The organism is Streptomyces sp. NPDC002602 (genome assembly GCF_042889445.1).
Classification (GTDB): Bacteria; Actinomycetota; Actinomycetes; order Streptomycetales; family Streptomycetaceae; genus Streptomyces.
This window is the reverse complement of record NZ_JBIAQX010000020.1, coordinates 27,759-46,674: the sequence shown is the minus strand read 5'-3', so window position 1 is coordinate 46,674 and position 18,916 is coordinate 27,759. Positions and strand designations below refer to the sequence as shown.

The window sequence follows — 18,916 nt, the reverse complement described above, 5'->3', positions numbered from 1 at the left end:
GAGGGGACTCCACGGGTTCTCCGGGAGGTCCGGCCAGAGTATGCGGAAAGGGATTGACCGACCGGCACTACGGGGCAGGTAGGTCTTCGAGGCCAGGCACGGAAGGCGAGGTGGCTTGAAGGGTGTCCAGGGCGAGGACGGCCCGCCGGATCGCGGCGGGCGCGGCGTACGGCGGGGGCGGGCTCGGGCTCGTCGGGGCCGCCGCGGTGGGTTTGGTGCTGGCGGAGGTGCAGTTCGCGAAGCGGACCGTGGGCACCGGGCTGCCGGATCCGCCGCGTGCGGACGGCCTGTACGGGAGCGAGTTCGGCGGGCCGGAGCTGAGCCCGGGGCCGCTGCGGATGGGCATGTTGGGCGACTCCACGGCGGCGGGGCTGGGGGTGCGGCGGGCCCGCCAGACCCCGGGCGCCCTGCTGGCGTCGGGGCTGGCGGCGGTGGCGGAGCGGCCGGTTGAGCTGCGCAACGTGGCCCTGTCGGGGGCCATGTCGGACGACCTCGACCGGCAGGTGGGCCTCCTCCTCGACGGCGTGGAGGCGGGAGCGCCCGCCCCGGACGTCTGCGTGATCATGATCGGTGCGAACGACGTGACGCGCCGGATGCCGCCCACCCAGTCGGTCCGGCTGCTCACCGCGGCCGTCCGTCGGCTGCGGCTGGCGGGGTCCGAGGTCGTCGTGGGCACCTGCCCCGACCTGGGCACGATCGAGCCCGTCTACCAGCCGCTGCGCATGCTGGCCCGGCGGGTCTCGCGCCAGTTGGCCGCCGCGCAGACGATCGGCGTCCTCGCCCTGGGCGCCCGTACGGTCTCCATGGGGGATCTGCTGGGCCCCGAGTTCGCGGCGAACCCGCGTGAGATGTTCGGCCCGGATTCCTACCACCCGTCGGCGGAGGGGTACGCGACCGCCGCGATGGCCGTCCTGCCGACGCTGTGCGCGGCGCTGGGCCTGTGGCCGGAGTCCGACCGCCTCGACGTCTCGCGCGACGAGGACATGCTGCCGGTGGCGAAGGCGGCGTCCGCCGCGGCGGGCGAGGCCGGTACGGAGGTCACGGCGGCCCGGGGCCCGTGGGCCCTGCTCAAGCACCGGCGCCGGCGGCGGGTGCCGACCGATCCGGACATCGGCCAGCCGGGCGAGGGAGAGACCCCGGCGGGTCTCTCCGGCAGTCGGACGGGCGCGTAGGCCGTCCCTTCAAGGATCTTGCCGGGCCTGGGACAGGCCCGGGGGTCCGGGCGCACGGCGTCCGGGTCCGGCTCGCGGGACCCGCCGTGAGCGCAGTGCGGCCCTCATCACATGCCGAGGCCGGTGACCTCGACCGTACGGGCCGGTAACTTCACATGCGGTCCGACTTGAGCCGCAACGCACCCCCTTGGAGCCCCGATGCCCGAAGCCGTCATCGTTTCCACCGCCCGCTCGCCCATCGGGCGCGCCTTCAAGGGGTCCCTCAAGGACGTCCGCCCGGACGACCTGACGGCCACGGTGATCCAGGCCGCGCTCGCCAAGGTCCCCGGGCTGGACCCGCGCGAGATCGACGACCTGATGCTCGGCTGTGGCCTCCCCGGCGGCGAGCAGGGCAACAACCTGGCCCGCATCGTGGCCGTGCAGATGGGCATGGACTTCCTGCCCGGCACCACGATCACCCGCTACTGCTCCTCCTCCCTTCAGACCTCCCGCATGGCGCTGCACGCCATCAAGGCCGGCGAGGGCGACGTGTTCATCTCGGCCGGCGTCGAGATGGTCTCGCGGTTCGCCAAGGGCAACTCCGACTCGTGGCCCGACACCCACAACCCGCTCTTCGCCGACGCCGAGGCCCGTACGGCCGCGGTCGCGCAGAGCGAGGGTTCCTCGTGGCACGACCCGCGCGAGGACGGCCTCGTCCCCGACGCCTACATCGCGATGGGCCAGACCGCCGAGAACCTGGCTCGGATCAAGGGCGTGACCCGCCAGGACATGGACGAGTTCGGCGTCCGTTCGCAGAACCTGGCCGAGGCCGCCATCAAGAACGGCTTCTGGGAGCGGGAGATCACCCCGGTCACCACCCCCGACGGCACGGTCGTCTCCGGGGACGACGGCCCGCGCGCCGGCGTCACCCTGGAGGGCGTCCAGGGTCTGAAGCCCGTCTTCCGCCCGGACGGCCTGATCACGGCCGCCAACTGCTGCCCGCTGAACGACGGCGCCGCGGCGCTGGTGATCATGAGTGACACCAAGGCGCGCGAGCTGGGCCTGACCCCGCTGGCCCGCATCGTCTCCACTGGTGTCACCGGTCTCTCCCCCGAGATCATGGGCCTGGGCCCGGTCGAGGCGTCGAAGCAGGCCCTGAAGCGGGCCGGCCTGACGGTGGACGACATCGACCTGTTCGAGATCAACGAGGCCTTCGCGGCGCAGGTCATCCCCTCGTACCGGGACCTGGAGATCCCGCTGGAGAAGCTGAACGTCAACGGCGGGGCCATCGCCATCGGTCACCCGTTCGGGATGACCGGCGCCCGCATCACCGGCACCCTGATCAACAGCCTGCAGTTCCACGACAAGCAGTTCGGTCTGGAGACGATGTGCGTGGGCGGCGGCCAGGGCATGGCCATGGTGATCGAGCGGCTGAGCTGAGCCGGAGCGGCGGGTAGGGGTCCGTCCGAGGCACGAGGACGGGCACCTGGGCCGGGCCGGGCCGACCGATGAAGCAGGTGCCCCCTCGTGTCGAGGGGGCTTCTCGCTCCGGCCGGATCGCCGAGGCGCGGGTCGGGGGCGAAAAGTGGTCGGGTGTGCGGTAGTGGGCTCGGGACGCTGTGCGACGGCGTCGGAGGCTCCCCATGCGGGCCGGTGCATACCTGATCAAGCTCCGCGCCCAAGCGCCGTAAGGATTTCCAGCGCTCGCGGCTTGTCGTACTGACGCCGAATCTAACCCCGTCGCGGCCGAGCTGTGACCGAATCTCCCCCAGGATGTGACCTTTGTCCCGGGGGTTTGGCATCTGTGCAGGTCAGACGGTACCCACTACGGGCCCCATGGCCCAAAGACCTGTCCAATTCATGACGTAATGCACTGCCTGCCATTCCCAGCAGAGGTCAAGCTGATGTAGGAAGTCGGGGGATCGAATCAACCGGGAGTTAGTCAGTGAGCGCCATGTCTCTTGCCCTGCTGCTGACCACGGCCGCTGCCACGGCCGTGGGCGCCGCTGCGCTGCACGCCGTACACGGACTGCGAAAGCAGGTCACGGCCCTGCGCGGTGAGCTCGTCGTGTCGTCGCACCCGCGCGGTGCGACCGTCCCGCACGCCCGCAGCGCCGTCGAGTCCCCCGCGGCGGAGATACGAGCCGCCGTGGCCGAAGCCCTCGCCGAGGAGCGCGAGCGCGAGCTGGCCGAGGCGCGGGCCTTCTGGGCCGCGCAGGAGGCCCGTGACGCCGCCGACGCCCCCTCGCTGCTCGGCGGTCTGCCGGGGCTCGGCGAGGAGAACCCGGTCTTCCTGCCCCGGCAGGCGGACATGGTGGGCCTGGAGCCGCTCCTGGGCGACGAGATCCTCGACGAGTACCCGGAGGACTCCCCCGAGCTGGCGGCGGCCCGCCGACGCCACCCCTCGCACCCCGATTTCGTGCCCGTGCAGGCCTCCCACCCGGGAGCGGACCACGAGCGCACGGTGAACCGCCTGGAGGAGCTCGCGGAGGCCCGTACGGCCCTCGCGGACGTCCGTCCGGGCCCGCTGGGCACTCTGGACGTGTACGTCTTCACGGACGGCACCACGCTCTGTATGACCCCGGGGCACCGAGAGACCGCCGAGCGTCTCTCCGAGGCCCTGCGTTCGGGCACCGCGCCGGTCCTGCTGGGCGGCTCGGGAATCTCCGGCGCCTACGCGCTGACGTTCTCCTGCGGTGACTCCGAGGACCCCGACAACAACGTCTACATCCTCGCGGACCGCGTCATCGCATCGCTCTGATCTCCGCCCGCTCCACCAGTCGCACGGCCTCGTCCAGCATCGCGGACGGGGCCTTCGCGTCGTCCGGGGCGGGTGCGGCGGCCGTGGCGGTGGCGGTGGCGGTGGCGCGCAGCGCCTCCACGAGGTCCAGTCCGGCGACCGCCACCTGGTCCCCGACGACGAAGATGCCCGCGTCCGGCACGACACGCGCCGGAGTCGCCCCCGGAGCCGCCCCCGCTTCCGCGGCGCCTGCGGCGGACTCCAGCCGCTGGGCCCGTACGGCCAACTCGCGGGCCAGTTCCAGCGCCTCGGCGGCGGCGCCGCGCTGGAGTCGGCTCTGCGGTGCGGCCCGCAGCCGGTCGGCGAAACGTTCGACCACGAGGGTCAGGGGCGAGGTATCGAGCACCCCGCCGACCTTACGCGCCGCCCGGGCACCATTGCCAACGAGCGAACGCTGAGGCACGGTGTCGTGAAGAGAACACGGCGATACCTCCGGAGGCGCCCATGTCCGTAGAGTTCTCCGAGCAGACACACCGCAATATGATCGACAGAATTCCCCTGACCACCGGTCGTGAACTCTCCGACTGGCTCCGCACCGTGGACGACGGCCCCTCCCTCGTCCGGTTCGAGGAGAAGGTCAGCTGGCTGCGCGGCGCGCACGAGCTGTCGTACGGCCAGGCCAAGGCGATCATCCACGAGTACGACCTGCGCAGGGCCGCCCGCAGACTGGGCTGAACCCCCGTCACCACCCCTGCCCCCGTCACCCCTGTCACCGTCCCGAGTCCCCGACCGACTCCGCATCCCCCACGAGACACGGGAAGGCCCCGCGAGCATCGTGCTCGCGGGGCCTTCCTGATGCCGTGTGGGCGTCCGCCCGGGGCCTGTGACCGGTACGACTAGTCGTCGCCGGAGAGGATCGAGAAGAGCCGCAGCATCTCCAGGTAGATCCAGACCAGGGTCGTGGTGAGGCCGAAGGCCGCCAGCCACGCCTCCTCGCGCGGGGCGCCGTACGTCACGCCGTCCTCGACCTGCTTGAAGTCGAGGGCGAGGAAGCAGGCGCCGAGGATGATGCCGATGACGCCGAACAGGATGCCGAGGCCGCCGCTGCGGAAGCCCAGGCCGTCGCCGCCCGCGAAGATCGAGAAGAGCAGGTTGACGACCATGAGCAGCATGAAGCCCATGGCGGCCGCCATCACGAAGCCGTAGAAACGGCGGGTGACGCGGATCCAGCGCATCTTGTACGCGAACAGCACGCCGGCGAAGACGCAGAGCGTGCCGAGCACGGCCTGGATGACCACGCCGGAGCTGATGTAGGTGCTCACCGCGGCGCTGATGACACCGAGGAAGACACCCTCGAAGGCCGCGTAGGCGAGGATGATCGCCGGCGAGGCCTTGCGCTTGAAGGACTGGACGAGCGCCAGGCCGAACGCGATGAGCATCGCGACGACGGCGATGCCGTACGACTTGTTCAGGTTGGCCGCGTCGACCGGCAGGGCGAGCCAGGCGATGGTCGCGGTGAGCGTGAGCACGCCGAGCGTCATGGCCGTACGGCTCACGACGTCGTCGATGGTCATCGCGCCGGCGCGCGCCGGTGCCTGCGGCATCCCCGTGGCGGGGTCCGTGGCGTAAGGGTTCGTCGCGTACGGGTTGGTCGCGGTCCCGGCCTGCGCCTGCTGCGCGTCGAAGCCCGCGTAGCCGCCGTTGTCGCGGCTGAACCCCCGTCGCGAGAAGACCGGGTTACTGCTCCTCATCTCACTCCTCCATGGCCACCGTGCGCGGCCTTAGCAACAAGAGTAATGCGCTCGCAAAGGAATCACCCTACTGCTGGAGGAGGATCTTTCCCCCTCTCACAGGAGCCCAAAAAGGGCAAGCGGGACCCCTGGCCCACGCGGGGCGACCAGGACGTCGAGCATGCGTCCGCAGGGCTTCCGGCGCTCCGCGGACAGGCCGTCACGCCCTTCCGGAGCGGCTCGGGTGCCGGGCCGCGCACGTCATTGTCCGCGCGCCCCGAGTATCGCCCGATATCCCCGTTCCGAAACGCCCGGGCATTCGAGGTCTTTCGAATCGCGGGACATTCCGGCACACCCGAAAGGGCTCTTTCCCGGCCCCTCCCCGCGGCCCGCATTCGCCGACACGCCCCGGGGCCCGGGCGCCTCGACCGCAGAGGCCCGACCGCCGCCGCGGGAGGGCGGTCGGGCGAGATCCGCGCCATGGACGGACGAACGGGCGAGCGGGGCCGCGGGCGTGCGCACGGGTCGGGGCGCACACGAAAGGAAGGTCCGTCAACGGGGCCCGCGGGAGGCGGAGTCGGGCACGGGACGGTCGAACACCCGGGCGGTCGAGGGCCCGTGGTCGGTCACGGTCGCCCCTCGACAGAACGACGGCGGGGGCGCCCCCAAGGCACCCCCGCCGTTCGCGTGTTTCCCGTCCGCACAGAGCGTGGTCGTGCCCGAAGCCGGACTTGAACCGGCACGGCCCGAGGGCCAGCGAGGTTTAAGCTCGCCGTGTCTGCATTCCACCATCCGGGCAGGGCGTGGCGGCCCCCGTGAAAAAGCCTTCAACGCTGCGTCGAGCCTATCCGGAACGCCCCTGCCCCGACCTGGGCTTCTGCCCGATGTTGTCTGATTTTATTGACGCTTGAGGGGTCGTCAGACCTGATAAGGCGTTGTCGGCACCTTCCCGGCGACGATCACCCCCGCGATGGGAATGACGGGATTTCGCCGCCGCACGCCACCCGGTCGCCACCGGTCCGCCACCCCGGACCGTCCCGCGCCCCGCGGCGGCCGGCGGAACGGTCGACGGACGGCCGACCCCGAGAGATCCCCGAGGGATCCCGGAGAGGCACCACGAGGCACCCCGAAGGCGTTCCGGGGCGGCCCCCGGGCCCGCCCGGCGCCGCCGGCGCGGCCCCGCTCCGCGACCGCCCCTGTCATACCAGAGGAGGAGAACCGCACGCCGGTGATCAGACTCCAGTGGGCCCATGAACGAGCACCTCGGCTGATCCGGAGCGGGGTGGTGCGCGGCGAGGATGGAAGGGTCCCGCCACACCGCAGCACCCATGCTCGACAGGAGTCCCCGTGACCACCATGAACTACGCCCCGCACACCACCCAGGCCGTGGCCGCCCGCGCCACCCAGCTCTCCAAGGTGTACGGCCAGGGCGAGACCCAGGTGGTCGCGCTGGACAACGTGTCCGTCGACTTCGCCGCCGGCCAGTTCACCGCGATCATGGGCCCGTCCGGCTCCGGCAAGTCGACGCTGATGCACTGCGTCGCCGGTCTGGACACCTTCTCGGCCGGCTCCGTGCGCATCGGCGACGTCGAGCTGGGTTCCCTGAAGGACAAGCAGTTGACGCAGCTGCGCCGGGACAAGATCGGCTTCATCTTCCAGGCGTTCAACCTGCTGCCGACGCTGACCGCCCTGGAGAACATCACGCTCCCCATGGACATCGCGGGCCGCAAGCCCGACAAGCAGTGGCTGGACTCCGTGATCTCCATGGTCGGTCTCTCCGACCGGCTCGGCCACCGCCCGACCCAGCTCTCCGGCGGCCAGCAGCAGCGCGTGGCGGTCGCCCGCGCCCTGGCCTCCCGCCCCGAGATCATCTTCGGTGACGAGCCGACCGGAAACCTCGACTCGCGCTCCGGCGCCGAGGTCCTCGGCTTCCTGCGCAACTCGGTCCGCGAGCTGGGCCAGACCGTCGTCATGGTCACCCACGACCCGGTCGCCGCCTCCTACGCGGACCGCGTCATCTTCCTCGCCGACGGCCGGATCGTCGACGAGATGATCAACCCGTCCGCCGACGGGGTGCTCGACCGCATGAAGGCCTTCGACGCCAAGGGCCGCACCAGCTGAGGGACCGCCCCTCCGCACGTCCTCCGCCGGCCCCCGACACCTGGATCCTCCACCATGTTCCGTACCGCCCTGCGCAACGTGCTCGCGCACAAGGCCAGACTGCTGATGACGGTGCTCGCCGTCACCCTCGGCGTCGCCTTCGTCTCCGGCACGCTCGTGTTCACCGACACCCTCGGCAAGGCCCTCTCGGGCCAGTCCGCCAAGAGCTTCGACAAAGTCGCCGTCTCCGTGACCTCGTGGGGCGCGGGCCGCAACGAGGACGGGGTCCGCGAGGGCGACCCCGGCATCAGCCGGCAGACCGTCGACAAGGTCAAGGCCGTCAAGGGCGTCGACACCGTGTCCGCCCGGGTCTCCGGCTTCGCCGGCGTCGGCGACGAGAACGGCAGGCTCATCGGCGACGGCTGGGCCAACCGGGGCTCCAACTTCGCCCCGGCGAAGGGCGGCCAGGACCCGTCCTACACGTTCGTCGAAGGCGCCGGTCCGACCGCCGCGAACCAGATCGCCCTCGACAAGGAGACGGCGACCAAGGGCAAGTACAAGGTCGGGGACAAGGTCCGCGTCGCCACCAACGGCCCGGTGAAGGAGTACGTCCTCGGCGGCGTCTTCACCACCGAGGACGGCCAGGTCAACGCCGGCGGCAGCCTCGTCCTCTTCGAGACCGCCACCGCCCAGCAGCTGTACCTGAAGCCGGGCTTCTTCGACGAGCTGTCCGTCGGTGCCGCGGCGGGCGCCTCCTCCGACCAACTGCTGGCCGACATCAAGCCGCTGCTCGACGAGAAGAACACCCGGGCCCAGACCGGCGCCGAACTCGCCAAGGAGCAGGCCAAGAACATCGAGGAGCAGATGAGCGGCATGAGCACGATGCTGCTCGTGTTCGCCGGCATCTCGCTCTTCGTCGGCATCTTCCTGATCTACAACACCTTCACCATGCTGGTCGCCCAGCGCACCAAGGAACTGGCCCTGCTGCGCGCCGTCGGCGCCAAGCGCGGCCAGGTCGTGCGCTCGGTCCTGGCCGAGGCCCTGGTCGTGGGTCTGATCTCCTCCGCGATCGGCCTGGTCACCGGTGTCGGCCTGGCGATCGGCATGCGGTCCCTGATGGACTCCATCGGCGCCAAGATCCCGGCCGGTGACCTGGTCATCGCCCCGGCGACGATCATCGCGGCGCTCGTCATCGGCGTGTTCGTCACCACGGTGGCCGCCGTGTTCCCCGCGTGGCGCACCGGCCGGATCCCCCCGGTCGCCGCGATGGGCAGCGCCCACCTGCCGGCCGACGCCAAGTCCCTGCTCCTGCGCAACATCAGCGGCAGCGTCCTCAGCCTCATCGGCTTCGCGATGGCCCTGGGCGGCGTGTCCGTGAGCGGGGAGAACGGCCGCTACCTGATCGGCGGCGGTGCCTTCTTCATCCTCGTCGGCCTGATCGTGCTGCTCCCGCTGCTGTCCCGGCCGCTCATCGCCGCCGTGCGACCGCTGCTGGAGAAGGTCTTCGGCGTACCGGGCAAGCTGGCCGCGCAGAACGCCGTGCGCAACCCGCGCCGCACCGCCGTCACCGCCGCCTCCCTCGCCATCGGCCTCACCCTGGTCACCACCCTGTCCGTGCTCGGCATCACCATGGGCAAGGCCGTGGACCGGATGAGCACCGACAAGCTGAAGGCCGACTACAAGGTCTCCATGGCCATGGGTGGCGGCAGCCTCGACGCGTCCGTCGCCGAGGCCCTGGCCAAGGCGCCCGGCATCAAGGCGGTCTCCCCGCAGCGGACCGACAGCCTGAAGATCGGCGAGGACTTCAGGGCGGCCTCCGGCGTCAACCCGAAGTCCATCGGCGACCTGCTCAACATCGACGTGGTCACCGGCTCGCTGGACAGCCTCGCCAAGGGCGAGGTGGCGGTGGCCGAGAAGACGGCGAAGAAGCAGGACCTGACGGTCGGCTCCACCCTCCAGGTCATGTACGACGACGGCAAGAAGGGTTCGCTGAAGGTCGGCGCGGTCTACAAGGACATGGAGGGCCTGCTCTCCCCGTACGTCCTCGACGAGAAGGTCCTCAGCCCCCACACCGAGACCCCGTACATCCCCGAGGTGTACGTCAACGCCACCGCCGGCGACTCGAAGGCCGGCGAGAAGGCCGTCCTCGACGCCCTCGGCAACAACCCGGCCATCTCCATCGCCACCCAGCAGGACATGCGCAACGAGATGGGCGGCATGATCAACACCGCTCTGAACGTCATGTACGGCCTGCTCGGCATGGCGCTGATCGTCTCGGTGCTCGGCGTGGTCAACACCCTGGCCATGTCCGTCTTCGAGCGGACGCAGGAGATCGGCATGCTGCGGGCGATCGGCCTGGACCGCAGTCGCGTCAAGAACATGATCCGCCTGGAGGCCGTGGTCATCTCGCTCTTCGGCGCGGTCCTCGGTGTCGCCATCGGCATCTTCCTCGCCTGGGCGGTCGGCTCCACCCTCACCGAGACGGTGCCCGACTACGCTCTGGTCCTCCCGTGGGACCGGATCGGCATCTTCCTGCTGCTCGCCGGTGTGGTGGGCGTGCTGGCGGCCATGTGGCCGGCCCGCAGCGCCGCCCGGTTGAACATGCTGACCGCCATCAAGACCGAGTAGCCCGGCCGCGGTTCGAGGCCTTGGCGGGCCACAGGGCGAAGGGCCCCGCGACGTTCACCGTCGCGGGGCCCTTCGTCGTCGTCCGCCGCTTCACGGGGTCTGCCGCGCGCCCCACTCCCGGGCGCGCAGCGGCAGCCCCGATTCGGCCCTCGGTCCGGGCCGGACGGCCAGCACCTGGTTGACCCCGAGCCGGTTGTGTTCGAAGCCGAGCGCGGAGGCCGCCATGTACAGCCGCCACACCCTGGCCCGGCCGGGCGAGGTCAGGCGCACGGCCTCGTCCCAGTGCCGCTCCAGCCGGGCGACCCAGGCCCGCAGGGTGAGCGCGTAGTGCTCGCGCAGCGCCTCGACGTCGCGCACCTCGAAGCCGGCGCGTTCCAGTTCGCCCACGGTGCCGCCGACCGGGGAGAGCTCCCCGTCGGGGAACACGTAGGCGTCGATGAACTCGTCGATCCGGTAGGCCTCTTCGTCGGGCTCCGGCGGGCGGGCGATCTGGTGGTTCAGCAGTCGTCCGCCGGGGCGCAGCAGCGCGTGCAGGGTGCGGGCGTACTCGCGGTAGCGTTCGGCGCCGACGTGCTCGGCCATCCCGATCGAGGAAATGGCGTCGTAGGGGCCGTCCTTGACGTCCCGGTAGTCCTGGATCCGGATCTCGATCCGGTCGGCCAGGCCCTCCTCGGCGACCCGCTTGCGGGCGTACGCGGCCTGCTCGCGCGAGAGGGTGATGCCGGTGACCTGGACGCCGTACTCGCGGGCCGCGTGCAGGGCCATGGAGCCCCAGCCGCAGCCGACGTCGAGCAGCCGCTGTCCGGGCGCCAGGGCGAGTTTGCGGCTGACCAGGTCGAGCTTGTCCCGCTGGGCCTCCTCCAGGGTGCCGCCGGGTCTCCAGTAGGCGCAGGAGTACACCATCGACGGGCCGAGCACCCGCTCGTAGAACTCGTTGCCGACGTCGTAGTGGTGGCTGATGGCCTCGCGGTCGCGGCCCTTGGTGTGGCGGGTCCCGGAGCGGCGGACGGCCTCCTCGGGCGGCGGGGCGGGCGCGGGCCACGGCCGGGCCAGGGCGATGAGTTCGCGGAGGGCGGCGCGGGCCTCGGGGTCGCGCAGCAGGGCGGTCGAGCCGGAGGCGGCGGCGGCCCGGGCGGGCAGGTGGGGGCGCAGGGCGGCGAGCTTGCCGAGGCCGACGAGCGGCTCCACCGCGGGGCGGGCGGGCGCGGGGTCCGCCTCCCAGAGGAGACCGGCGACGCGGTCCAGCAGCTCGAAGAGGTCTCCGTCGACGGTGAGGTCGCCGGCGACCCACGCGCGGGCCAGTCCGAGCTCTCCGGGCTTCCACAGCACTCGGCGCAGGGCGCGCCGGTTGGCCAGTACCAGAATGGGCCCGGACGGCGGACCGGCCTCGCTCCCGTCCCAGGCTCGTACGCGGACGGGCAGGGGCGTGCCCAGCAGGGTCTCGGCAAGAGCGGCCAGCCGCGGCGCGGCGTCGGTCATGGTGGGCACCTCCAGAAGTTTCGACCGAACGACCTACCCATTTCCGGCGCCGGACAATCCGGGAGGAACGCCGAAGGGGCCGCCCGCACCACGGATGGCGGGCAGCCCCTTCGGGGACGTGCTGGTCGTGCTCAGGATCCTGCCGGAACGCGCCGGGTCAGGAGGCCTTGGCCTTGGCGGCCGGTGCGGCGGTGGCCGCCGGGGCCGGCGCCGGCTTGGCGGCCTCGTAGAACTCCTCGCGCGGGGTCTCCAGGGCTCCGAGGGAGACGACCTCGCGCTTGAGGAACATCGCGAGGGTCCAGTCGGCGAAGACGCGGATCTTGCGGTTCCAGGTCGGCATGGCCATGCCGTGGTAGCCACGGTGCATGTACCAGGCGAGCCGGCCCTTGAGCTTGATCTTCATCTTGCCCATGACGATCATCGCGACGCCCTTGTGGAGGCCGAGGCCCGCCACCGCACCCTTGTTGGAGTGCGAGTACTCGGTCTGCGGGAAGCCCCGCATGCCCGAGATGACGTTGTCGCCGAGGACCTTGGCCTGGCGCAGCGCGTGCTGGGCGTTCGGCGGGCACCAGGCGTTCTCGACGCCGGCCTTGCGGGCGGCCATGTCGGGAACCTGGGCGTTGTCGCCGGCGGTCCAGATGTAGTCCGTGCCCTTGACCTGGAGGGTCGGCTCGGCGTCCACGTGGCCGCGCGGGCCCAGCGGCAGGCCGAAGCGGGCGAGCGCCGGGTTGGGCTTCACGCCGGCGGTCCACACGATGGTGTTGGAGTCGACCTCGAGGCCGTTCTTCAGCACCACGTGGCCGTCCACGCAGGAGTCCATGGAGGTGTTCAGGTAGATCTCGATGCCGCGGGACTCGAGGTGCTCCTTGCCCCAGGTGCCGAGCTTCGGCCCGACCTCGGGGAGGATCTTGTCGGCCGCGTCCACCAGCACGAAGCGCATGTCCTCGCGCTTGATGGTGGTGTAGTACTTCACGGCGTCGCGGGCCATGTCCTCGACCTCGCCGATGGTCTCCGCACCGGCGAAGCCGCCGCCGACGAAGACGAAGGTGAGGGCCTTGCGGCGGACGTTCTCGTCCGTCGTGGACTCGGCCTTGTCGAGCTGTTCCAGCACGTGGTTGCGCAGACCGATGCCCTCCTCGACACCCTTCATGCCGATGCCCTGTTCGGCCAGGCCGGGGATCGGGAAGGTGCGGGAGACGGCGCCGAGCGCGATCACCAGGTAGTCGAAGGGCAGCTCGTACGCCTCGCCGACCAGCGGCGTGACGACGGCGACCTTGCGGTCCTGGTCGATGGTCGTGACCCGGCCGGTGAGGACCTCTGCCTTGGGCAGCACGCGTCGCAGCGGGACGACGACGTGCCGAGGCGAGATGCTGCCTGCGGCCACTTCAGGGAGGAAGGGCTGGTAGGTCATGTACGAGCGCGGGTCGACGACCGTGACGGTCGCCTCGCCGTAGCGCATCTTCTTCATGATGCGCTTGGCTGCGTACAGGCCTACGTACCCACCTCCTACAACGAGGATCCTGGGACGCTCCGTGGTGCTCATGGAACGAGTATCCAGCACCCCCAGGGGTGACGCTCGTGAGCCCCTTCACAAGGAGCTGTCCACCCTCTGCTACACTGCGCCGCCCACGTGACCCAGGTCATGGCGGGAATCGGGAACCACGGTGTAACGGGAGACGTTGTACACCAGTCCTGAACTGGCCCGAAGGCCCTCGACCGGAGTAGACCACCGGCTTCGTGGATGCCTGCCGACGCCCCTCGCGGCCGGCCGCGATTCGCACGAACACTCGCTTGAAACGGGCCTGTGGACCCCCTGAGGGGGCCGAACGGCCCCCACCTTGACCCAGTAGGCCTTTTTTCCTTGTGAAGAACTTCACGAACCTGGTGGGGGCGAAGGTGCTTTCGGCCCCGCAAGCTGCCTTTCGAAGGGTCTCGGCCGGATGGAGCAGCCCGTTGGGCGGGTCGCGGGGACCTTCAGTCGCGAAGCCTGATGCTCCCCCGTCTTCTCGGCCCGTCGAACTTGCGCGGGTCGAGGACCGGCCGCTCGCGGGGACGCCCCGCCTCCAACGCGATCTGGCGCCGCCCGGCCAGCGCGATGCGCCACTGGCCCAGGTCCGGCCGGGTCCCGTGGCCGCCCGCCGCCTTCTCGTAGAGCCCGCGCACGGCGTCTTCCCGACGTTCGTCCAGGACCCCGGGCAGCGGGTCGAGCGGGCGGCCCGGAGTCGCGTACGCGTCCTGCGCCAGGATCCGGCCGACGGCGAGCGCGACCTTGTAGCGGTCGCTGTCCACGGTGGCCGCGCCGGGCGGTGCCAGCGGGTCGCTCCAGTCCGGGGTATCCGCCTGGGCGAGCACCGGCTCGGCGCCCACCAGCCGGGCGCCGTCGCAGTCGATGAGGTGGACGGCGGGCGCGGGGCGGACCGTCCACAGCACGTTGGCCTCCGACAGGTCGCCGAAGACGAGGCCCGTCGCGTGCAGCCGGTCGACGAGTTCGACGAGGGCGACCACGAGGGCCAACCGCTCGGCCGGCGAGGGCTGGACGACCCCCTGCCAGGCGGCTTTGCCCGGGCGGAGCAGGAAGGCCAGTTCGGTCAGCTTCGTCGAGCCGTCCCCCGTCGCCCACCGCATGGAGGCGGGCGCCTCGTTCATCAGGAACCCGGTGACCCGGCCGGCGTCCACGACACGGCACAGCGGCCAGGCCGTCGACGCGTCCAACCGGTCGCGCTCGTCGGCCCGCAGCCCGAACCGTACGGAGACCAGCGCGGCCAACGCCTCCCCCGCGACGCGGTGCGGTTCCCGGTAGCTCTTGTAGAGCAGGCCGGGCCACCCGGCCAGCGTGCGCACCTCGCCCTGGCCGCCGTCACCGACCTTGTCGAGCGGGTCCAGCGAGGACAGCGCCACGTCGGCGCCGTCGATGACGCTCACGAGTCCCCCTCCCACAGGCAGACGGCGCTGCGGTCGTCGTCGTAGGACTTGACCCGGTACTGGAGCTGCCACAGGAAGTCGGACGGTCCGGGCGGGGGCCCGCCCCACGCCCCGCGGAGGAACCCGCGCATCTCCTCCTCTCCGCCCAGCGGCGTGGACAGGCCGTCCGTGCACAGGACGAACACGTCGCCGGGCCGGGCGGGACCGAAGAGGTGCGCCTCGGCGACGCGCGTGGTCGGCAGGGCCGCCGTGCGCGTGTCGATGATCCCCGTTCCCCCGCCTTCCGCGGCGCCCACCACGTCGAGGTACCAGGTCCCGTCCCGCAGCAGCGCCGCGCCGCCGTCCCCGACGGTGAACAGGGCCCGGTGGCGCACCGCGGGGTCGAGCGGGACGAGCAGCACGCGCAGGGTGGTCGCGTAGTCGCCGGGTCGGTGCCCGGCGGTCGTGGCCGACCGCACCAGCGACTCGGCGACGCTGCCCACGGCGGAGTTCACGATGGCGGTGAGGGCCTTCTCGTCCCTGGTGCGCAGGGACCGCACCAGTTCCCCGGCGTACTCGTCGAGGAAGCGGACGATCTCGCGACACACGAGATGGGATCCGAGGTGCGAGCGCGGTACCGAGCCGACCCCGTCCGCGACGCCCAGCACGAGCAGTCCGGTGTCCTCGTCCGGCTCTCCCAACCGTGCCACCACCACCGCGTCCTGACGGGGCTCCGCGTGGTGGCGGTGGGAGTCGCCCCGCACGGACGCGGCCCGTACGGTCAACGGCCCGTGGGTCGCCCCGTCGACGACGATGTCCGGGAGGACCGCGCCGTCCAGGTCCGTACGGGCCCCGACCGGCGCCCCGGGGTGGGGCGCGTAGAGCGGGGGCTTGGGTCCGCTGAACGGCGGGGCGCCGAGCACGGCGGGCGCCGGCCCGGGGTCCACCGCGGGGGCGGGCTCCGGTGACGCGGGAGCGGGCCGCGGGGCGGGGAGCCGCCGGGCGGCCGGCTCGGACTCGGCGGAGACCTCGCGGGGCAGCTCCAACGGTTCGGGTTCGACGGAGGCGGCCGGGGCCGGCCACGGGGTGTACGTCGCGCCCGTCGGACCGTGCGCGGGGTCGGGTGTCTCCTCTCGCATGACCGGCCTCAGAGCTTGTCGAGGGAGACGGTGGAGAAGCCGGGCACCGTGTCGTCCACGGCCAGGCTGAACACGCCGGCGCCGCCGGCGGCCATGCTGCCGGCCGACCGTACGATCGACCGGGTGAGGCTGGTCGCGAACTCGCGCAGCGCGGCGGCCGGGGAGACTCTCTTGTCGTCCTGGATGAAGGCCCGGAAGTTGGCGACGTGGCCGATCGTCGCTCGGTCGGCCTCCCCGATGCCGAAGGCGATGATGTTCGGCCGGTAGCGGGCCTCGTTGAGCTCCTGGTGCGCCTGCATCCAGTCCTCGTCGGTGGGACCGCCGTCCGAGAGGAAGAAGACGACGGGCCGGTAGACCTCGTGGCCCTGCGCCTTGAGCCGGGCGACGTCGTTCTCGATGCACCGCAGCAGCGTGCGGAACGCCTCCCCGTACGCGGTGAGTCCGCCCGCGGACAGCGCCGGCAACGTGTCCAGGTCGCTGAGGTCGGCCAGCGGCTGGAGGACGGTGGCGTCGTCGGAGAACCCGATCAGGCAGAACCTGGTCTTGTCCGCGACCGCCGGGTTCCTGCTGATCTCCTTGTGGAGTTCCGGCAGGGCGGTGTTCATGCTGTCGATCGACGGGCCGGCCATCGAGCCGGACTCGTCGCACACCAGGTAGAAGGGAAGGATCTGCACGGTCTCGCGCCTCCGAGGGGTGTACGGCTCGGGCTGTCAGTAGGTGTAGAAGTAGATCTCGATGTCGGCGTGGTCGCCGGAGGGTCCCTGGACGAAGAAGTCCCGGGTGGTGGCGCCGGTGAACATCGCGGGACGGGCCTTCGTCAGCAGGGCGTTGACGTGGCGGGCGTAGTCCACGCCGTCGCCGACCCGGGGGCTGCGGCCGAAGGTCAGGACGAAGGCCGCGGTGCGGCCGTCGTGTGCTTTCGTCCCGGCGCGCAGTCGGCCCACGATGCGCTCGGTGTCGGAGGAGTCGGCGTCGAAGGAGAACGTCACCGCACGCCGTTCCACGGACCGGGGCCCCGAGGGGGTCGGGCTCGGCCTCGCACCCGATGTGACGCCGGGACGGGGCGAGGGGCCGGTGCCGGTCCGGGAGGCCTCGGCGGCCTTCACCGGGTCGCCCCGGTCGCCCATCGCGACCATGGCCAGGACCAGGAGCATGTCGGCGAACAGCCAGCCGGCGAGGGTCAGCGGGTTGAACCGCGGCCGCGGTGGTCTTCTCATCGTCGGGCCGTCCCGGTCGGATCGTCCTGCGGGTGCGCGTGGTCGTCGTGCCCCTTGGCCAGGTCCACCCCGACGGCCCGCACGCGTACGGGAGCGGGGGCCGGGGCGGTCCGGGCGTCGTGGACGTACCGCGTGTCGACGAGCGTGCGGGCCTCGGCCGCCGCGGCGGAGACGTCCGCCGCCCCGGCCATCACCCGGGCGAGTTCGGCGAACCGCTCGGCGGCCCGCCGCAGGGCGCCGGTCTGCTCCTCCAGCCCCAGCACCGCCCGCTGTGCGAGGGCCACGGCCTCCGCGGTGTCCTGCGTGACGTCGCCGAGGCGGTGCAGGACCCGCGCCGTGACGTCGGCGGCGAGTTCGGTGCCGGTGGTGAACGAGCGCTGCGCGGCGGCCAGGGTGGTCACCGAGTCCTCGACCCGTTCGCCGGCGGCGCCGAGGGCGTCGCGGACCTCGCCATTGACCTCGCGCACGTCCTCCAGCGCCTTGCGCACCATGTTCCCGTTGCCGCTGACCACGGTCTCCAGGCGGGAGGTGTGCTGTTCCAGCGGGTCGGTGAGCGCGGCGACGGCCCGACCGACCTCGCCGGTGTTCGTCTCCACGGCCGCCTCGACCCTGGCGACGGCCCGCTCCAGCGGCAGCACGGCCGAGTCGAGGGCGTCGAGCCGGGTGCCGGCGGCCTCGACCGACGCGGCGAGCGAGGTCGCGACCTCGCCGAGCCGCTCGTGGGCGCGCACCGCGTTGTCGCCGAGCCTGCCGAGGTTCGCGGCGGCCGCGGTGAGCTCCGCCGTGAACCGTCGGGGGGAGGAGAGCCGTTGTTCGTTGAGCAGCAACTGGGCCCGGGTGAGCAGCGGGACGAGCAGGGCGAGCAGTTCGTCGGCGGTGCGTCGTGCCTGGTCGGCCCGGTGTTCCGTACGGGTTCTGCGCACCCCGTGCACGGCGGCGAGCAGGCACAGCAGGAGGATGACGGCGGTGGCGGATCCGGCGACGTGTCCGAAGGTGGACCAGTCGGCCAGCCGGCCCTCGAAGCCGGACTGCCACAGTTGCAGGAAGGGGCGGGCGGCGGATTTCGGGTCCTCGCCGATGAGGGTCCGGTAGGCGTCCGTGGCTCGGCTGAGGCCGAACCAGGTGAGTAACAGCGGCAGGAACACGAGGGTGCCGATGGCGACCTCCAGCAGGGCCCAGGCCCGGTGTTCCGGCCCCTCGGCCAGGGCGGCGCTCACGCTCTCCGGCCGGGCGTAGGCCTGGAGGAGGTCGAGTTCGGTCCAGGGTTCGATGTCGCCGTCGCCCAGCCCCTGGAGGGCGTCGGCCAGCGACTTCAGTTCGTCCCGACGGGAGCCGAGCCCCGGCTTGTCCGCGAGGTCGTTGAGTTGTGTGGCGACGACGGAGGCCGTCGCCAGTGCCCCGACAGGCATGTCCACCCCCATGGAAGACGTGGGATGGGGGCCCGCACCGGCACGTCGTGCCGAAGGCCGCGCCGCCGCGCGCGCCCGGCCGTGACAGACCGTGGCGCGGCGGGTCATCCCCCACCTCAACAATTCACCATATGATCCCCCATCAGCCGAACGGGGGGAGGGGAAACGGAATCAACGGCCCCTTCTCCGGGGGCTATTCGTGGCCGCGGCCAGGAACCGACCCGAAGTATTCGTCCACCCGTACGACCCCGGGCCCGCCCGGGGCCCGGGCGGGCCACCGCATCCGACGACGAGGGGGGTGGGGGGGGCCGGGGGGGGGGGGGGCCCCCGCACCACCCGCCCGACCCGCGGGCCGACGGCGGAGTGGTCCGTCGCGGCGGCTCAGAAGATCGACGAGGACGACAATATCTCCTAAGGCTGAT

15 protein-coding genes and 1 tRNA gene are annotated in these 18,916 nt (G+C 71.8%); 6 read left to right on the top strand and 10 right to left on the bottom strand.

The features are described from left to right. Positions 1-122 precede the first annotated feature (122 nt). The 3 genes from ACFYW3_RS34085 (at position 123) to ACFYW3_RS34075 (ending at position 3,912) form a co-directional block, all read left to right on the top strand. On the top strand, positions 123-1,172 hold the full coding sequence (locus ACFYW3_RS34085; protein WP_351753906.1) for an SGNH/GDSL hydrolase family protein: 1,050 nt from the start codon (positions 123-125) through the stop codon (positions 1,170-1,172). Between the two features lie 198 nt (positions 1,173-1,370). After that, positions 1,371-2,591, top strand: coding sequence for an acetyl-CoA C-acetyltransferase (locus tag ACFYW3_RS34080; protein WP_351753908.1), 1,221 nt, complete (start codon positions 1,371-1,373; stop codon positions 2,589-2,591). A 514-nt stretch (positions 2,592-3,105) separates the two neighbouring features. Next, complete coding sequence (locus tag ACFYW3_RS34075) at positions 3,106-3,912, top strand: hypothetical protein (RefSeq protein WP_199826599.1); 807 nt, start codon at positions 3,106-3,108, stop codon at positions 3,910-3,912. On the opposite strand, the gene ACFYW3_RS34070 is transcribed toward ACFYW3_RS34075, so the two are convergent. Then, complete coding sequence (locus ACFYW3_RS34070; RefSeq protein ID WP_389388362.1) at positions 3,896-4,297, bottom strand: hypothetical protein; 402 nt, start codon at positions 4,295-4,297, stop codon at positions 3,896-3,898. The genes ACFYW3_RS34075 and ACFYW3_RS34070 overlap by 17 nt on opposite strands. Before the next feature lie 98 nt (positions 4,298-4,395). Between ACFYW3_RS34070 and ACFYW3_RS34065 the strand changes: the two genes are divergently transcribed. Next, on the top strand, positions 4,396-4,626 hold the full coding sequence (locus ACFYW3_RS34065) for a DUF4287 domain-containing protein (RefSeq protein WP_053681451.1): 231 nt from the start codon (positions 4,396-4,398) through the stop codon (positions 4,624-4,626). A 161-nt stretch (positions 4,627-4,787) separates the two neighbouring features. Here the strand turns inward: ACFYW3_RS34065 and ACFYW3_RS34060 are convergent, their stop codons facing one another. Together ACFYW3_RS34060 and ACFYW3_RS34055 are read right to left on the bottom strand one after the other, a co-directional pair. Further along, positions 4,788-5,642 (bottom strand): Bax inhibitor-1/YccA family protein, encoded by an 855-nt coding sequence (locus ACFYW3_RS34060; protein ID WP_351753913.1) that lies wholly within the window; start codon positions 5,640-5,642, stop codon positions 4,788-4,790. Between the two features lie 695 nt (positions 5,643-6,337). Beyond that, positions 6,338-6,419, bottom strand: a tRNA-Leu gene (locus ACFYW3_RS34055). Between the two features lie 558 nt (positions 6,420-6,977). Between ACFYW3_RS34055 and ACFYW3_RS34050 the strand changes: the two genes are divergently transcribed. Together ACFYW3_RS34050 and ACFYW3_RS34045 are read left to right on the top strand one after the other, a co-directional pair. Next, complete coding sequence (locus ACFYW3_RS34050) at positions 6,978-7,742, top strand: ABC transporter ATP-binding protein (RefSeq protein WP_351384509.1); 765 nt, start codon at positions 6,978-6,980, stop codon at positions 7,740-7,742. Positions 7,743-7,796: 54 nt separating this feature from the next. Then, positions 7,797-10,349: an FtsX-like permease family protein gene (locus tag ACFYW3_RS34045; RefSeq protein ID WP_351753916.1), complete on the top strand. Its 2,553-nt coding sequence runs from the start codon at positions 7,797-7,799 to the stop codon at positions 10,347-10,349. A 90-nt stretch (positions 10,350-10,439) separates the two neighbouring features. On the opposite strand, the gene ACFYW3_RS34040 is transcribed toward ACFYW3_RS34045, so the two are convergent. The 7 genes from ACFYW3_RS34040 to ACFYW3_RS34010 form a co-directional block, all read right to left on the bottom strand. After that, positions 10,440-11,828, bottom strand: coding sequence for a class I SAM-dependent methyltransferase (locus ACFYW3_RS34040; protein ID WP_389388361.1), 1,389 nt, complete (start codon positions 11,826-11,828; stop codon positions 10,440-10,442). 157 nt (positions 11,829-11,985) lie between these two features. Continuing rightward, positions 11,986-13,371, bottom strand: coding sequence for an NAD(P)/FAD-dependent oxidoreductase (locus tag ACFYW3_RS34035; RefSeq protein ID WP_351384454.1), 1,386 nt, complete (start codon positions 13,369-13,371; stop codon positions 11,986-11,988). A 431-nt stretch (positions 13,372-13,802) separates the two neighbouring features. Then, complete coding sequence (locus tag ACFYW3_RS34030; protein ID WP_389388360.1) at positions 13,803-14,750, bottom strand: hypothetical protein; 948 nt, start codon at positions 14,748-14,750, stop codon at positions 13,803-13,805. Then, on the bottom strand, positions 14,747-15,868 hold the full coding sequence (locus tag ACFYW3_RS34025) for a protein phosphatase 2C domain-containing protein (RefSeq protein ID WP_389388359.1): 1,122 nt from the start codon (positions 15,866-15,868) through the stop codon (positions 14,747-14,749). Before ACFYW3_RS34025 ends, ACFYW3_RS34030 begins: the two co-directional genes overlap by 4 nt. 8 nt (positions 15,869-15,876) lie before the next feature. Next, positions 15,877-16,542, bottom strand: a complete 666-nt coding sequence (locus ACFYW3_RS34020; protein ID WP_389388358.1) for a VWA domain-containing protein — start codon at positions 16,540-16,542, stop codon at positions 15,877-15,879. 36 nt (positions 16,543-16,578) lie between these two features. Then, positions 16,579-17,085, bottom strand: coding sequence for a hypothetical protein (locus ACFYW3_RS34015; RefSeq protein ID WP_389388357.1), 507 nt, complete (start codon positions 17,083-17,085; stop codon positions 16,579-16,581). Beyond that, on the bottom strand, positions 17,082-18,494 hold the full coding sequence (locus ACFYW3_RS34010) for a methyl-accepting chemotaxis protein (protein ID WP_351753933.1): 1,413 nt from the start codon (positions 18,492-18,494) through the stop codon (positions 17,082-17,084). Before ACFYW3_RS34010 ends, ACFYW3_RS34015 begins: the two co-directional genes overlap by 4 nt. Positions 18,495-18,916: the final 422 nt, after the last annotated feature.

What these genes read in the sequence shown, in the direction of transcription:
- ACFYW3_RS34080 (WP_351753908.1), top strand. Translation starts at nt 1,371, where the DNA reads ATGCCCGAAGCCGTCATCGTTTCCACCGCCCGCTCGCCCATCGGGCGC.
- ACFYW3_RS34075 (WP_199826599.1), top strand. Translation starts at nt 3,106, where the DNA reads ATGTCTCTTGCCCTGCTGCTGACCACGGCCGCTGCCACGGCCGTGGGC.
- ACFYW3_RS34065 (WP_053681451.1), top strand. Translation starts at nt 4,396, where the DNA reads ATGTCCGTAGAGTTCTCCGAGCAGACACACCGCAATATGATCGACAGA.
- ACFYW3_RS34060 (WP_351753913.1), bottom strand. Translation starts at nt 5,642, where the DNA reads ATGAGGAGCAGTAACCCGGTCTTCTCGCGACGGGGGTTCAGCCGCGAC.
- ACFYW3_RS34050 (WP_351384509.1), top strand. Translation starts at nt 6,978, where the DNA reads ATGAACTACGCCCCGCACACCACCCAGGCCGTGGCCGCCCGCGCCACC.
- ACFYW3_RS34045 (WP_351753916.1), top strand. Translation starts at nt 7,797, where the DNA reads ATGTTCCGTACCGCCCTGCGCAACGTGCTCGCGCACAAGGCCAGACTG.
- ACFYW3_RS34040 (WP_389388361.1), bottom strand. Translation starts at nt 11,828, where the DNA reads ATGACCGACGCCGCGCCGCGGCTGGCCGCTCTTGCCGAGACCCTGCTG.
- ACFYW3_RS34035 (WP_351384454.1), bottom strand. Translation starts at nt 13,371, where the DNA reads ATGAGCACCACGGAGCGTCCCAGGATCCTCGTTGTAGGAGGTGGGTAC.
- ACFYW3_RS34025 (WP_389388359.1), bottom strand. Translation starts at nt 15,868, where the DNA reads ATGCGAGAGGAGACACCCGACCCCGCGCACGGTCCGACGGGCGCGACG.
- ACFYW3_RS34015 (WP_389388357.1), bottom strand. Translation starts at nt 17,085, where the DNA reads ATGAGAAGACCACCGCGGCCGCGGTTCAACCCGCTGACCCTCGCCGGC.
- ACFYW3_RS34010 (WP_351753933.1), bottom strand. Translation starts at nt 18,494, where the DNA reads ATGCCTGTCGGGGCACTGGCGACGGCCTCCGTCGTCGCCACACAACTC.